Origin of the sequence: Thermocoleostomius sinensis A174, assembly GCF_026802175.1 — a bacterium.
GTDB classification, from domain to species: domain Bacteria; phylum Cyanobacteriota; class Cyanobacteriia; order Elainellales; family Elainellaceae; genus Thermocoleostomius; species Thermocoleostomius sinensis.
The window spans coordinates 4,956,152-4,971,178 of sequence record NZ_CP113797.1 but is presented as its reverse complement, the minus strand read 5'-3'; the positions used below and the strand labels follow the sequence as shown (position 1 = coordinate 4,971,178).

Genomic DNA, 15,027 nt, shown 5'->3' with positions numbered 1-15,027 from the left:
AAATCAATAAAGGTAAAGTCAACAAGGCAGATGGACGGGTTGACTGCTTCTTTTGCTAGTCTTCAAAATTTAGGAGTTGCTATGACTTCCAGAAACAACGATCGAAATCCAGGAAAGCTTAGCCCTCGCGAGCTACAGGATTTGGCTGATGAACTAGAAGGACTCATTCTTGCAGGAGCCATTAATGGTGATCGGGGTCTCCAAGAATACCTGCGATCGCTTGGTCTTGAAGCCGTAGTTGAAGAAATGACGACGATTATTAGAACCCGACGCTTAACCTATAGACCGCTGCAATCGGATTTCTGAGGAGAAACGATGGCGATCGTTGAAAGTCTTGAAAGCGTCATGGGGAGCTAGAGCACGAACCCTAGACAGAGTAAAACCCCGCTCCAAAAGTGAAACGAGACCGCAATAAATTTGCAATTGCTGACTCGAGCAGGCTGATTGTGGTTGGCGCGCACATGCCGACAAAGTTTGATCGCGGGTGGCAGGCTACCGAAGATCAATAGCGTCCAGACGGGAAACAAGCCCAGCGCCACAAATGCCCCCGTCAAGGCAAACACGCTACCACACAGCCAAGGCAATAATTGTGCTCCGCGTCGTGTCCCCAACCGCACAATGGGTGATCGCTTGCCAGCCGCCAGATCATCCTCAACTTGATGAAAGTGAGAACAAAATAGAATCAAACTGGTGGTAATGCCGAGAATAATCGACGCCATGAAACTGGCTATTGAACCTGTTTGTGTCTGGCTATAGTAGGCAGCAAACACGGCTAGCGGCCCAAAGCTGAAGAAGCAAAGGATTTCGCCTAGCCCCTGATAGCCTAGGCGAAATGGCGGCCCTTGATAGGCATAGCCCAACCCGCAGCAGAGCAAAATGATTGCCAAAATCGTGACATCTTGCTGCCACCAAGCAATCGCCAAAATTCCAGCAATGCCTGTAACTAAGCAACTATTGCCGATCCAAAAAATCAGCGATTTATTCCCTGTGAGGTTGACAAGCGAGTGGGGCTTGTTGCGATCGATGCCCGTTTCTGAGTCAAACACATCGTTGCTGAGGTTTTCCCACGCCAAAATCAGAATGGCTGCCATTACGAAAGTGGTGAAAATTCCCCAATCGATTCTGCCTGTCTCGGCATAGGCAACAGCCGTCCCCAGTGCGATCGGCATCACGGCAACACTGTACATCGGTGGTTTAATCGCTGCCATCCACAGTTTCTTGCGACTCACCCGAGCGGGGGTGGGCGTATACGGGACAGGCTTAAGAGTCATGGAGAGTCCTCAACAACGGCTTGCCTCAACCTGGCGTAACGGTACCGCTGCAAAACGCATCAGCTAGCCTCTCATTATAAATTTTGGAGGTGACGAGATAAATTCCTGGTGACGTTAAGATTTACGGCAAGTTTTCACCTGTTGACAGAATGAAACTCGATCGTCTCCGGCCTACCGCAATCATTCAAATCCTCTAAGATCAAGGGGTATAGCTTACTGAGACTATATGACCCGCACGATCGTCTGGTTTCGACGAGATTTACGCATCGCTGATCATGCCCCGTTGTATCGGGCGGCGTTGCGCGGCAGCGTGATTCCGGTGTTTATATTCGATCGGGCATTACTGCACCATCCTGAAACGGCTCCAGCACGGGTTGCCTTTATGCTGAACTGTTTGGCGGGGCTGGATCAGGATTTGCGCGATCGCGGCGGACGGTTAATTTTACGCTATGGCGATCCGAGCGAGGTTTTACCCCACTTAATTCGCGAAACCCAAGCTGACGGCATTTATGCCCATATTGATTACGAGCGGATTTACGGGCGGGTGCGCGATGCCAAACTGAATCAAGTCTTAGCCGCTGAAAATTTGCGGATTCGCTGGTTTGAACCAGCCGCCAGCACGCCAGATTTGCTGCGCTACCCAGACTATCGCAACTTTTGGTTTGCTGAAATGCTAGCCGATCGGATTCCTGCCCCCAGTCGGGTTGATGTTCCCGCAGAGATTGTTAGCGAACCATTACCGGCTGTGGCTGACTTAGTCCTGATTGCCAACCAGGTGCCGATTCCTGATGGCAGTGCGGTCGCCGCCCGGCAGTTGCTCGATCAATTTCTCGACGACAAGATCGATCGCTACTACTGGCAACTGTCCTATCCGGGCGCAGAAGCCACCACCGGATTAAGCCCTTACCTCAAGTTTGGGGTGATTTCGCCTCGCGAGTGCGTGCAAACGGTGCAACAATGGCAAGGATTGTCCCACAAGGCTGAGCGCAGCCGTCAACAATTGATTGCTCGTTTGCGCTGGGGCAGTGGGTTTGCTCAGCGGTTTCGCTACTTGCCGCAACTGGAATTGCGATCGCTCTACTCGGTCTTTGACGAAGACGGCTGGGAGTTTGACGAGGATCTCTATCAGGCGTGGCAAGACGGGCAAACCGGATTTCCAATTGTGGATGCAGCGGCGCGGTGCTTGCAGGCCACAGGCGGCTGGCAACAGCTTAATTTTCGGATTCGAGCGCTGTACTCCAGTTTTCTCAGTAATTTGCTAGGTATGGATTGGCGCTATGGAGCACTGCACTTTATGCGGCACTTGCTCGACGGCGATTGCCCGATCGATCACTATCAGTGGGCTATGCAGGCGGGTGTGACGCACTGTGTCGATAAAACCTGGACGCGCATTTACAATCCGGAACAGGTAGCCGTCGATCGCTGCGACCCCGATGGCAGATTCATCAAACGCTGGGTTCCGGAGGTGGCACACTTACCGCCAGAGCAGTTGGGATTACCACCCAAACTCAAAGACTATCCATCACCCATTCTCAATTACCGAGCGGCGCGTCAACGGCGCATCAAACAACTCGATCGCCAACGCCAAGCGTTTTTACACCAAGAAAACCTGATTCCATACCTAGCCCAACTGCCCACTTGCCTGATTCCCTTTGGCAGCGATCGATTTGCAAGTGACGTTGCGTGGGCAATGGCATCTCAACCAAACCTATTTCCCTCACCGCTTGATCTCGATGCGCTCGATCTAAAACAAGCCCAAGCTTTACGAACCTGGTTTGTTGCCCATGTAAACATCAAGCCCCGCACTGTCACGCCTCGAAAGCGGCGTCGATCGAAACGGCAGCCCACCAGCGATTTTGTGCAGCTAAGCTTGCTGGAGCTTTAGACTTAACCCATAAAAAACAAGGAGCACAGCCGTCTGCACTCCCAAATCAAAGGTAACTAGAATCTAGCGTTAGTAAGCGTCTTGAAGTTCGTAAAAATCAGGAGAGATATAATCCTTGCGCAAGGGATAGCCAACCCAATCTTCCGGCATCAAGATTCGCTTTAAGTTGGGATGCCCTTCATAGATGATGCCGTACATGTCATAGCTTTCCCGTTCCTGCCAGTCGGCTCCTTTCCAAATCCAATACACCGACGGCACACGCGGATCGTTTCTGGGTAAAAACACCTTGATCCGCACCTCTTCAGGATTAGTGACATTATCGCCCACTTTGATCAGGTGATACATACTGACCAGATCGCCGCCGGGACCAGTATCATACCCCGCTTGGCAAGACAGCGTGTTGAAACCGTAAGCATACAGAGCCGTGCAGAAGGGCAAGAGCAAATCGCGATCGACCTTCAATACTTCCACACCAAGATGATCTGGCTCCAATACCTCATGCTCAAACCCGTTTTCGGTCAACCACTTCGAGGTTTTACCTGCTTCCACCAGTTGAGTGGAGGATTCGGCTTCAGCAGCCGGAGCTTGCGTTTCTTCTTCAGCCACGATCGATTTCCTCCTTCTGCTGCTCTAACACTGGGGGAACCGGCATTCCCATTGCTTCCATCAACTCTCTGGGCGGCGCTTGACGAGTTTCCGCTTGCAGATATCGGCCAGTGAGAATTTCGTCGGTGGGTTGCAAGTTGTGCTGAACGGTGTAGTAGCGATGAGTGGGAGCCACTTGACCACGCTCTGCCAACGATTCACTCGAAATTTTCTTACGCAGCTTGATGATGGCGTCAATGATGGCTTCAGGGCGAGGCGGGCAACCGGGAATATACACATCTACCGGAATCAGCTTATCAACGCCGCGAACAGCCGTCGGGGAATCCATACTGAACATGCCGCCTGTGATAGTGCACGCGCCCATTGCGATTACATATTTGGGGTCGGGCATTTGCTCATACAGCCGTACCAGCGCTGGAGCCATTTTCATGGTGATGGTTCCAGCAGTGATAATTAAATCCGCTTGGCGAGGGGTCGATCGGGGCAACAAGCCAAAGCGATCAAAATCAAATCGCGACCCAATCAACGCCGCAAATTCAATAAAGCAACAAGCCGTACCATACAGCAGCGGCCACAGGCTAGACAGCCGTGCCCAGTTGTAAAGATCGTCCACCGTTGTCAGGATCACGTTTTCGGATAAATCCTGTGTGACTTGGGGACGCCCAATGGGGTTAAGCAGCATCTCGGCTGCATTGTCTGAAGTCTTTGGGGTCATGACCATTCTAAGGCTCCTTTACGCCAAGCATAAACTAGCGCAACAACCAGGATTGCAATGAAAATTAGGGCTTCTACAAAGGCCAGCAGACCCAACTGGTTGAAGGCCACTGCCCAGGGATATAAAAAGACGGTTTCCACGTCAAAGATGACAAAGATCAGCGCAAACATGTAATAGCGGATGTTGAACTGAATCCACGCCCCGCCGATCGGTTCCATCCCAGATTCATAGGTCGTGCGTCGCTCAGCGCCTTTCCGACGAGGAGCCAGCAACGTAGACAGGACGATCGCTGCGGCACAGACGAGGGCGCAGACAATCACAAAACCTAACAGGTATTCGTAGCCAGTGAGGACAAACACGGTTAAATCTACTGCCTTCGCGATGGGTAACTCACCCTTAATGTTACCTATTTTTTACATTATTAGGAATTTCCAAAACTGCCAACGAACATACGAAACCTTTATGGGAGGGATAAATTGAACCAAGAAACGGTTAGCACCAAGAAAACTAGCTGGCTTGTCTGGCATCTTCCTTGCTTCCGTCCTCCCTTAGAATGGAGCTTGTCGCGTTTGTGCCCCCCATGTCAGAGGCTCCTGTATCTGCCACCTCTTCCCCGCCCTTTTCACCGCAAGAAATTGCCGCTGAAGGGCTAAAGCCGGACGAATACGAGGAAATTGTGCGGCGGTTGGGGCGGCATCCCAATCGAGCCGAGTTGGGGATGTTTGGCGTCATGTGGTCGGAACATTGTTGCTATAAAAATTCGCGACCGCTATTAAAACAATTTCCAACAACAGGCGATCGCATCCTTGTCGGTCCCGGTGAGAACGCGGGCGTAGTCAATATGGGCGATGGATTGCGGCTAGCGTTTAAGATTGAGTCGCACAATCATCCTTCGGCAGTGGAACCGTTTCAGGGAGCCGCAACCGGGGTGGGCGGCATTCTGCGCGATATTTTCACCATGGGGGCCCGCCCGATCGCTATTCTCAATTCGCTGCGGTTTGGCACGCTCGACGATGCCCGCACGCGCAGAATATTCAGCGGTGTTGTGGCTGGTATTAGTCATTATGGCAATTGCGTGGGAGTGCCAACGGTGGGCGGCGAGGTATACTTTGATCCGGCTTATTCCGGTAATCCCCTGGTAAACGCCATGGCCCTGGGGCTAATGGAGACCCCGGAAATTGTCAAATCCGGAGCGGCGGGCGTTGGCAATCCGGTGCTGTATGTCGGGTCTACTACCGGACGCGACGGCATGGGGGGAGCCAGTTTTGCCAGCGCGGAACTCAGCGACGCATCGATCGACGATCGTCCGGCCGTGCAAGTAGGCGATCCGTTCCTGGAAAAATCGCTGATTGAAGCCTGTTTAGAAGCCTTTAAAGCCGGGGCTGTGATCGCAGCTCAAGATATGGGAGCGGCTGGCATTACCTGTTCCACCTCCGAGATGGCCGCCAAAGGGGGGGTTGGCATTGAGCTAGACCTCGATAAGATTCCTGTGCGCGAAACCGGCATGGTTCCCTACGAATACCTACTGTCAGAATCGCAAGAGCGAATGCTGTTTGTGGCCCACAAAGGGCGAGAGCAGGAATTAATCGACATCTTCCAGCGTTGGGGACTACATGCCGTCGTCGCCGGAACCGTCATTGCCGACCCGATCGTCCGCATTTTGTTTCAAGGAGATGTCGCGGCTGAAATTCCTGCTACCGCCCTGGCAGACAACACACCGATCTACCAGCGCGATCTCTTGCCCGAACCGCCTGAATATGCCCGTCACGCCTGGGAGTGGACTGAAGCAGATCTGCCGCCCTGTACAATCGACGGCATCACCCTTGAGAGACAGCCCCATACCTGGAATGAAATTTTATTGCACCTGCTCGACACCCCGACGATCGCCTCTAAACGCTGGGTCTATCGCCAATATGATCACCAGGTGATGAATAACACCGTCAACCTACCTGGTGGAGCCGACGCCGCGATCGTCCGCCTGCGTCCGCAAGAAATGAATCAAGGCGAGCGCATCCAGGACAAAGAATCTCCGTTAGCCCTTAAAAAAGGTGTGGCTGCCACCGTGGATTGCAACGCCCGCTACGTTTATCTGCATCCCTACGAAGGAGCCAAAATGGCGGTGGCTGAAGCGGCGCGGAATCTAAGCTGTGTGGGAGCCGAACCACTGGCTGTCACCGACAACCTCAACTTTGGTAGCCCCGAAAAGCCGATCGGATATTGGCAACTAGCGGAAGCCTGTCGGGGACTAGCGGAAGCCTGTCAAGTCTTCAACACCCCTGTCACAGGCGGCAACGTTTCTCTTTACAACGAAACGCTGGACGCTGAGGGCAATCCGCAGGCGATTTATCCTACTCCTGTTGTCGGCATGGTGGGGCTTGTCGAAGATATCACCAAAGTCTGTGGGCAAGGCTGGCAATCCATTGGCGATCTGATTTACCTCTTGGGCATCCCCGCCACTTCCAAACCTTCACCCTCCACCCCCCACCTCACACTTGGCGGCTCAGAATACCTGGCTACCCTACACCACACTGTCGCGGGAATGCCCCCGATCGTGGATTTTGAGCTAGAGCGACAGGTGCAGTCTGTTTGTCGAGATGGCATTCGGCAGGGTTGGGTGCGATCGGCTCATGATTGTGCAGAAGGCGGCTTGGCGGTTGCCTTGGCAGAATGCTGCATGTCTGGTAATAAAGGCGCAGAGGTGGTGCTAGGGAGTCGGGAGTCGGGGATTGGGAGTCGGGAAGAGCTAGCTCCCAACCTCCAATCCCCACGCTGGGACTGGTTGCTGTTTGCGGAAGGTGGGGCTCGCATTCTGGTTTCTGTGTCGCCGGAAAACCAGCAGGTGTGGGAATCGCAGTTGCAGACCCAGTTAGGAGAAGCTTGGCAGCGGTTGGGGCGAGTGGGTGATCAAAAGGGAAGGTTGCAAATTTCAACAGATGATCATCAATTCTTAATCGATGTGACGATCGAACGTATGGCCGATTGCTGGTTGAATGCCATTGAACGCCGTCTTTGAACGATCGGGCATCATTCTAGCTCATTCTGTTAAATGCCTTGATGTAGGGCAAAGCCTACCGATCGAATCACCAACCTTGGGCGATTCAATCCCCTGAGTGCAAATGCTAAAATCAATGCTTCTAGTCGGAATTCTTCGCTTTGCGTTACTCTTAGGATGTGAAAATATTAAGAAAAAGTTAATGCAGTTGACTGTCCGTCTTAATGTTAAGCCTTGAAGGTTCACCGAATTGGTTCATCAAATTGAAATCTGCTGTTTGCAGTCAGCGCATTGCTTGAGCAAATCTTCTAGCCCCTGTCAATTACATTGATTTGACCTTGACTAGTCGTTTCTGTCTAAAATCGAGATTTGGCCTGATTGGTTTCTTGCTCATGCTGTCTCTCTGGTTACTCTGTTTCCCTTTAGCTAATCACAACAACCGCTCTCATGATGCCCAACTCTGATCCTCATCTACCTATCAATTGCACGGCTGACGGTTTGGAACAGGCGATCGCGCCATCATACTCCGATAAACCAGAAGAAGCGTGCGGTGTATTTGGTCTGTATGCTCCGGGTGAAGATGTGGCAAAACTCACCTATTTTGGGTTATATGCCCTTCAGCATCGGGGACAGGAATCGGCTGGCATTGCCACGTTTGAGGGAGAACAAGTACATCTACACAAAGAGATGGGCTTAGTTTCTCAGGTGTTTAATGAATCAATCTTGCAGAACATGCCAGGAACGATCGCTGTTGGACATACCCGCTATTCCACTACGGGTTCCAGCCGCGTCGTCAATGCCCAACCTGCCGTTGTCGATACGCGCTTGGGTGCTTTGGCATTGGCGCACAATGGTAATTTGGTGAATACAACGGAACTGCGTGAGCAATTGCTGCAAACAGAGACCCAGTTGCTAACTACCACCGATTCCGAGATGATTGCCCATGCGATCGCGGAAGCCGTTAACGCGGGCAGTGGTTGGGTAGAAGGAGCGATCGAGGCCTTTCATCGCTGCCAAGGAGCTTTCAGTTTGGTGATTGGTACACCGGAAGGACTCATCGGTGCGCGTGACCCGAACGGTATTCGTCCTTTAGTGATTGGCACATTGCCCGGTCCCAGTGCAGACGAGCCGCCTCGCTATGTGCTGTCTTCTGAGACCTGTGGTCTCGACATCATTGGCGCAGACTATTTGCGAGATGTAGAGCCAGGGGAATTGGTTTGGATTACCGACGCAGGGCTATCCTCGTTTCGTTGGGCTGCACCTGCTACGCGCAAACTGTGTATCTTCGAGATGATTTATTTTGCTCGTCCAGACAGCGTTATGAGTGAAGAAAGTTTATATAGCTATCGCCTGCGCCTAGGCCGACAGTTGGCGATCGAGTCTCCGGCAGATGTAGATTTGATCATGGGCGTGCCAGATTCAGGAGTTCCAGCCGCGATCGGGTTTTCTCAAGAGTCAGGAATTTCTTACGCAGAAGGACTGATCAAAAACCGTTATGTCGGTCGCACCTTCATTCAACCAACGCAAACTATGCGGGAATCAGGCATTCGCATGAAGCTGAATCCACTGAAGGATGTATTGAACGGTAAACGCATTTTAATTGTGGATGATTCGATTGTGCGGGGAACCACTAGTCGAAAAATTGTCAAAGCTTTGCGCGACGCAGGAGCTACGGAGGTGCATATGCGCATCTCGTCGCCACCTGTTACCCATCCCTGCTTTTATGGCATTGACACCGACAGCCAAGATCAACTAATTGCAGCGACTAAATCGATCGAAGAAATTGCGGCTCAAATCGGCGTTGATTCACTGGCATACTTAAGTTGGGAAGGCATGTTGAAGGCAACCGGGGAAGATCCGGAAAGCTTCTGCTCCGCTTGTTTTACGGGCGATTATCCTGTTCCTGTACCCGAATTGGTGAAGCGATCGAAACTAATATTGGAGAAAACAGCACCAGCACCAGCACCAGTTTAAGCCAAAGAGGAGAGATAGTAGCTCTCCAGCGATAAAACCCTACAGATCTGGCGCAACCAAAATTTCCAGATTTTCTTTAATCAGAACAATTCAGGATATTGCTCCGCAGTATTTGCTATCAGTTTGCCGTCACTGTCTGGAAAGCTGTAGCCCAAATCTTCTGAATTGACAAACAGAAAGGTTGTCACCGCTGTCACCTCCAACGCTTCAGCAACTGCTCTATTTCGGTTCGATTTGCTTCTCTATATCTAGGGGAACGGTGAATAAGGAGTAGGACTTCGGGAAACCCGCCACATATTCGGTGTAAACCTGGGCTTCTGGAAACAAACTTTGCAACTGTCGCAGGCTCAATACACGAGTTGTGCTCATCTGTTGCCACTTAAATTCTCGTTTTTGCCGCTGCCAACGCCGAATCCAAGCTTGCTGAAGCGAGGTTGGATAAAACCACCAACAGGGCAAGTTGCAGTGAGATTCGATTGGAAACCATCGAGAAGGCGTTTGCACCCAATAGCTAGGGGCAAGGCGGCGAATCGTGTTGGCAAACGCCTGCTGCTGCTCATTTCCCACATGCTCGATGACACTATTACTGAAAGCGAGATCAAACGCACGATCGGCAAAAGGCAGATCTGCGCAAGCGTCTGCTTCCACAAAGCGATAGCGATGCCGAAAGGGAGGCGACCAGTCGTTCCACATACCGGGTAAATTCAGTAAGGTGATATCCAAATTGGTAATGGTTGGATCGAGATCCAGTTCCCACATTTCGGGTGTACCACCCACATCAATAATGCGGACTCCAGCATGCAGTGGCATCCGCTGAAGCAACGCTGTCATCCGCTGTTGTCGCCACTGTCGTTGCATCTGGCGCTTAATTTGCTCGATCGGACTATCAGATTTCATCGAGTCGCCTCTGCACCCGATCGCCGTAACAGCAACAGCCCACGTTTAATTTCTTGTCTTAGCGATCGGTGGGCCAGGCAAGAATTTGCGCAATCAACCGTGCCGAATTTAGTACAACCTGTCATTTGAGAGCGCAGACGTTGAGCCGTTTCACCATACCAAATCTCGCGGGCGCTATGAGTTTTGACATTGCCGATCGGTGGAAAAAACCAACACATTCTCACATGGCCATCTGCCAAAATTTGATATTCTCGCAGCCCCACCCGACAGGGAGAGACACCTGTTCTGACGACCTTCTCTTCAAAATGATCGGGAAACGACAACAATTTTTCTTCGCTGGTTTCAATCGCGGCTCCCGTTCGTTTTAAATCAACCAACGTTTCGCAAATCTGTCTCAATTCGTTTAATTCATCGTGATCGCGAATCCACAAGTCTGCCTCAAATTCCATCGGTGATGTGCGAACCGGACTAAAATCAATCGTCGTTGCGCCGATTGTTTCAGCCCATTCTACAAGAGCCGGCAAATTGCGAAAATTAAGGCGATGTACCGTCGGCTTGATGCGAATTGGAAAATTGAGATGATGGCGATCGCGACCAGTTCGCAATAATTCAATGCCACGAGTAATTTGCTGAAGTGAGCCAGACATTCCGCGCACCGTGTCGTGAATTTCAGCCGTAGTTCCATCTACCGAAATATCCAGATTCATGGGATGGGCTGCCACAATGCGCTCAATGGTTCCTCGACTTAGTGTCGAGCCATTTGTAATTGCGCCCCAGTTAATTCCTTCGCGATGGCAAAAATCTAGTAATCTCAAAACCCCTTTCTTGATAAACGGTTCACCACCAGAAAATTGAATTGTATAGCGTCCAATAAATTCTTTCAGACTGTACAGAGCCGCTTGCCATTGTTCGATCGACATTTCATCACGATAGCGATCTTGCCGCCAAAAGTGACAATATTTGCAGCGATAATTGCAGTGTTCGTTAATGATGGCGCGAACAACTCGTGGTTTTGTAACGTCCCAACCTGCGCTAAGATAAAGTCGTTCAGAGAAATTACCCGTGATGTGCGCAACCGCCGCTTGGGTGAGATCACCAATATTCATCCCTGTTTCTCCTGGGTAGATGGAGGCACCTCTAGAAATTCGATCGCACAGAGGTAGAATCGCCAAAACTGATACCGTTACTTTAATCAAATGTTCGCGAGGTATAACTAAATCAGCTGGAGTAAACAGTATCTTCACGGACACTCACAGTTGCTTCATGAAATTCACACAAAGCAAGGCTTGCCATCGTAACAGCCAATCATCACGATAGACCGCTACTTGATGATAAGCCCCCATCAACTTTAGGCGACCGCTCGATAAGATCCGAGAGCGCGAAACTGCTGAATTGGTAGAAACTCGATTAGTTCCTCTTCTCCTGTGTATAGAGCAGGGGTGGAAAATGAGAGCGGTTCGGGAGGCAAGATCAGGCAAGATCAGGCAAGATCAACGGTTGCTAGGCTAACAAAACCTGCGCATTGTGGATGGGGTCGAGATTGAGCACAACGATTCGGGGATACACCAACCTGGGCAAGTGGTGTTCTCAGTCCTACAATCGAGATGGTGCATAGTTTTAGCAATCAATAACCTAGCTCTAGCGTATTAATGGCTCTCAAACCTGGTGATTCTGCCCCCAACTTCAGCTTGCCCGACGCCAATGGAAACACCGTGACCCTATCTGATTTTCGCGGTCAGTGGGTCGTGCTGTATTTTTACCCGCGTGACAATACGCCTGGCTGTACAAAAGAGGCTTGTGGCTTCCGGGATACCCATCTAGACTATCAATCAAAAAATGTTGTGGTATTAGGTGTAAGTACCGATGACGCGAAATCCCATACAAAGTTTTCTACCAAGTTTGGTTTGCCCTTTCCGTTGCTGTCCGATGTCGAGGGGCGCGTAGCAACGAAGTATGAGAGCTACGGGCTGAAAAAGTTTATGGGCAAAGAGTTTATGGGCATCTATCGCAACACGTTTGTGATTGATCCAGACGGCAAGATCGCCAGAATTTATCAGAAGGTGAAGCCAGAAAATCATGCGATCGAACTGTTGGCAGATCTCGAAAATTTAGCTTCGTGACAGACGAGCGCATTGAAGTTTTACATACATTCACTATGAACCAACTGCGACGGTACTTACAGGCAGCGATCGGGTTAGTGATTCGTCACCCGATTACAGGAACTAGCATCATTCCGGTGCTGGCGGATGGTCGGATTGTGTTAGTGCAACGACGAGATAATGGGCGCTGGAGTTTGCCGGGCGGCATTATTGATTGGGGCGAAGATATTCCCAACTCTGTGCGGCGAGAACTGGCCGAGGAAACCGGGTTAAAGCTAGTCAAAATTAATCGGCTGGTGGGTGTTTATTCTGACCCTCACCGTGATCCGCGCTTTCATTCAATTTGTGTAGTGGTGGAAGCGCTAGTCGAGGGCGAGATTCGGGTTCAAGATTCTCTGGAAGTGATGGATGCTCAAGCTTTTTCACCCTCCGACATTCCGATCGGGCAACTCTCCCATGATCACGATCGGCAAATGCAGGATTATCTCAGTGGGCTAACGATGATCGCTTAGATGATTGCTTAAGCCACTGGTTGTGGAGCTATTCTCGGTGCAGCATGGCATAAAGTTACACCGCCACCTATTGATCTTGCATCTTGATCTGGCATCCATATTTCGCGAAAAGGCCCTTCCTGTATCATTTGCCAATCTGTACTAATTCCTTCTCTAAGAATCAGACGATCGGTGAATAGACCAGTGAATAAAAGTGAACAAATTCGTCATAGCATCATTCTGTTTCAGAATTTATTATTGGAGCCGGGCCGGTAGATTCTCGCACGACTAATTCGGTGGGAAGCACATGGCAGATTGTTTTTCCTGTGTAATGTAACAGTAATTCTGCCGCCAGTCGCCCTTTTTCTACGGCAGGTTGTCGTATTGTGGTGAGGCGCGGGTTCACTTGCGATGCGAGGGGAATATCGTCAAAGCCAACAATCGACACATCACTTGGTACGTGCAGTCCCAAAGTTTCGGCCGCTCGAATTGCCCCCACTGCTAAACGATCGGTCATAGCTAAGATTCCGGTGGGGCGTGGATGTTGTTGCAACAAGTGCAGGGTGGCTAAAAATCCGTGATCTTCACGGTTCAAGCGTTCTTCGATCGGAATTTGATTAAGATCAAAGCCAGCCTCCTGTAACGCATCATGATATCCCCGTAATCGTTCTAGCGCATTGGCGTAGTCAGCCTGTTCCATCCGCTGGCGATCGACCGGTCCTTCATACTGATCGGTACCTAATTCTGTACAGAGGATGGCAATGTATTGGTGCTGAAACCGAATCAAATGAGCAGCGGCTTCGTAGGCGGCTTGGCGATCATCAATCTTCACCGATGACACTCCCTTCAAATACGGGCAATCAACTGCCACAATCGGTAACTTGCGCTCCATCACCTGATCGATCGATTCATTATTAAACGGCTGCGAGTACAAAATGAAGCCATCCACAGCAGCTTGACGAATTGTGGCTTGGGCGGCTTCTCCCACACTAGCTTGCACCACTCCCGGCATAAAGGTGGGTACAATCAACAGACTGGCTTGAGCGCGTTCACACACACTGGCAACGCCTTGCAAAAACGCGATCGCTACGGGGTCGCTGAAGGCATAAGAGAGCGATTCACTAAATACCAGCCCGATCGTCCCGGTTTCACCTGTGCGCAACATTCGCCCCATTGGATTCGGACCCGGATAATTCATGGCTTTGGCCATCGCCATCACCCTGTCCCGCAACTCAGGAGAAAGTTGATCGGGGCGATTAAAAGCATTGGAAACCGTTGTACGCGAGATACCAAGGGCAGCGGCAATATCTCGCAAGGTGACAGATTTGGGGGCGGAGCGGTGTTTCATGCAATCGGGGGATAGAGCAATCTAACTTTGGATAGAATAGACAATCTTGATCGATTCAGATCTATCTTCTATGATGGAGACATGAATCTTAATCGATTCAGAATCATTAGACAATCCAGTTCTTGGTTTGAGGAGATGTTTATGCCACTAAAAACAAAACCAGCCCGCACCCGCCAACAGTGGCGCTCTTACTTAGCCTTAGAGTTTCAACAGCAATCACCTACCCAACAGTCCTCGATCGGGCAAAAAATAGCAGCAGTCCTCAGTCGGATTCAGCATTCGCTGCCAACCTTTTCCTTTTTCCAATCAGAACCAGAGATTCAGGAACGGGTAGACACGCAGGGCAACGTACAATGGCACGTCTACGATCCAAATAGCGATTGTGTTCTAGACTTCAACTCTCAGTCTGAGTTGCTAAGCTGGCTAGAGGAACGTCACCATTCATCGCCTCACTTGTTTTAATCTGAATCGATTCAGATTTCGTTGAATTCGTTTACAATGACAATCGCATCTTCCATGGTCTAGTACGCGCCATCTTGCCAACGTGCCTCATTTCCCACCTCGGTCTCAATGCCGATCGACCTTACTGCTGCATTCCTCCACCTGGATTGGAATTGCCATTGCCTTCTATGCCTTCATTGCGATCGGCAGGGCCGAGAGTGGGTTGGGAGTCTTACTGCCTCCATCCTTACTGCTTACAATCTCACGCCTGCAACCGTTACCCTTTTGTTTGTCAGCCGAATAAGCGG

The 15,027-nt window shown here is 50.7% G+C and carries 15 protein-coding genes; 8 read left to right on the top strand and 7 right to left on the bottom strand.

The annotated features are described in order from the left end of the window. Nucleotides 1-81 precede the first annotated feature (81 nt). Complete coding sequence (locus tag OXH18_RS21410; protein WP_268609498.1) at nucleotides 82-306, top strand: hypothetical protein; 225 nt, start codon at nucleotides 82-84, stop codon at nucleotides 304-306. Between the two features lie 47 nt (nucleotides 307-353). On the opposite strand, the gene menA is transcribed toward OXH18_RS21410, so the two are convergent. Further along, nucleotides 354-1,271 (bottom strand): 2-carboxy-1,4-naphthoquinone phytyltransferase, encoded by a 918-nt coding sequence (gene menA / locus OXH18_RS21405; protein ID WP_268609497.1) that lies wholly within the window; start codon nucleotides 1,269-1,271, stop codon nucleotides 354-356. Nucleotides 1,272-1,497: 226 nt separating this feature from the next. Between menA and OXH18_RS21400 the strand changes: the two genes are divergently transcribed. Beyond that, nucleotides 1,498-3,156: an FAD-binding domain-containing protein gene (locus tag OXH18_RS21400; RefSeq protein WP_268609496.1), complete on the top strand. Its 1,659-nt coding sequence runs from the start codon at nucleotides 1,498-1,500 to the stop codon at nucleotides 3,154-3,156. Nucleotides 3,157-3,225: 69 nt separating this feature from the next. Here the strand turns inward: OXH18_RS21400 and OXH18_RS21395 are convergent, their stop codons facing one another. Genes OXH18_RS21395 through OXH18_RS21385 form a run of 3 tightly spaced genes read right to left on the bottom strand, consistent with a single transcriptional unit; the run spans nucleotide 3,226 to nucleotide 4,836 of the window. After that, nucleotides 3,226-3,762 (bottom strand): NAD(P)H-quinone oxidoreductase subunit J, encoded by a 537-nt coding sequence (locus tag OXH18_RS21395; protein WP_268609495.1) that lies wholly within the window; start codon nucleotides 3,760-3,762, stop codon nucleotides 3,226-3,228. Beyond that, complete coding sequence (locus OXH18_RS21390; protein ID WP_268609494.1) at nucleotides 3,755-4,483, bottom strand: NADH dehydrogenase subunit K; 729 nt, start codon at nucleotides 4,481-4,483, stop codon at nucleotides 3,755-3,757. The genes OXH18_RS21395 and OXH18_RS21390 overlap by 8 nt, the downstream gene beginning before the upstream one ends. Next, a complete protein-coding gene (locus tag OXH18_RS21385; protein ID WP_268609493.1) occupies nucleotides 4,474-4,836 on the bottom strand; it encodes an NAD(P)H-quinone oxidoreductase subunit 3 in 363 nt (120 codons plus the stop codon). Before OXH18_RS21385 ends, OXH18_RS21390 begins: the two co-directional genes overlap by 10 nt. Nucleotides 4,837-5,057: 221 nt before the next feature. On the opposite strand from OXH18_RS21385, the gene purL reads away from it, so the two are divergent. Then, nucleotides 5,058-7,490, top strand: coding sequence for a phosphoribosylformylglycinamidine synthase subunit PurL (purL, locus tag OXH18_RS21380; protein WP_268609492.1), 2,433 nt, complete (start codon nucleotides 5,058-5,060; stop codon nucleotides 7,488-7,490). Between the two features lie 426 nt (nucleotides 7,491-7,916). Continuing rightward, nucleotides 7,917-9,443, top strand: coding sequence for an amidophosphoribosyltransferase (gene purF, locus OXH18_RS21375; protein WP_268609491.1), 1,527 nt, complete (start codon nucleotides 7,917-7,919; stop codon nucleotides 9,441-9,443). A 219-nt stretch (nucleotides 9,444-9,662) separates the two neighbouring features. On the opposite strand, the gene OXH18_RS21370 is transcribed toward purF, so the two are convergent. Continuing rightward, on the bottom strand, nucleotides 9,663-10,340 hold the full coding sequence (locus OXH18_RS21370) for a class I SAM-dependent methyltransferase (protein ID WP_268609490.1): 678 nt from the start codon (nucleotides 10,338-10,340) through the stop codon (nucleotides 9,663-9,665). After that, complete coding sequence (locus OXH18_RS21365; protein WP_268609489.1) at nucleotides 10,337-11,446, bottom strand: radical SAM protein; 1,110 nt, start codon at nucleotides 11,444-11,446, stop codon at nucleotides 10,337-10,339. Before OXH18_RS21365 ends, OXH18_RS21370 begins: the two co-directional genes overlap by 4 nt. A 543-nt stretch (nucleotides 11,447-11,989) precedes the next feature. On the opposite strand from OXH18_RS21365, the gene bcp reads away from it, so the two are divergent. Together bcp and OXH18_RS21355 are read left to right on the top strand one after the other, a co-directional pair. Then, nucleotides 11,990-12,460 (top strand): thioredoxin-dependent thiol peroxidase, encoded by a 471-nt coding sequence (gene bcp, locus OXH18_RS21360; protein ID WP_268609488.1) that lies wholly within the window; start codon nucleotides 11,990-11,992, stop codon nucleotides 12,458-12,460. A gap of 35 nt (nucleotides 12,461-12,495) precedes the next feature. Beyond that, complete coding sequence (locus tag OXH18_RS21355; RefSeq protein ID WP_268609487.1) at nucleotides 12,496-12,951, top strand: NUDIX hydrolase; 456 nt, start codon at nucleotides 12,496-12,498, stop codon at nucleotides 12,949-12,951. A gap of 214 nt (nucleotides 12,952-13,165) precedes the next feature. Here OXH18_RS21355 and OXH18_RS21350 read toward each other — a convergent pair whose 3' ends face one another. Further along, nucleotides 13,166-14,278: a LacI family DNA-binding transcriptional regulator gene (locus OXH18_RS21350; protein WP_268609486.1), complete on the bottom strand. Its 1,113-nt coding sequence runs from the start codon at nucleotides 14,276-14,278 to the stop codon at nucleotides 13,166-13,168. A gap of 141 nt (nucleotides 14,279-14,419) precedes the next feature. On the opposite strand from OXH18_RS21350, the gene OXH18_RS21345 reads away from it, so the two are divergent. Both OXH18_RS21345 and OXH18_RS21340 read left to right on the top strand, forming a co-directional pair. Continuing rightward, a complete protein-coding gene (locus OXH18_RS21345) occupies nucleotides 14,420-14,740 on the top strand; it encodes a hypothetical protein (RefSeq protein WP_268609485.1) in 321 nt (106 codons plus the stop codon). A gap of 82 nt (nucleotides 14,741-14,822) precedes the next feature. Beyond that, complete coding sequence (locus OXH18_RS21340) at nucleotides 14,823-15,023, top strand: hypothetical protein (RefSeq protein ID WP_268609484.1); 201 nt, start codon at nucleotides 14,823-14,825, stop codon at nucleotides 15,021-15,023. The last annotated feature ends 4 nt before the right edge of the window (nucleotides 15,024-15,027 follow it).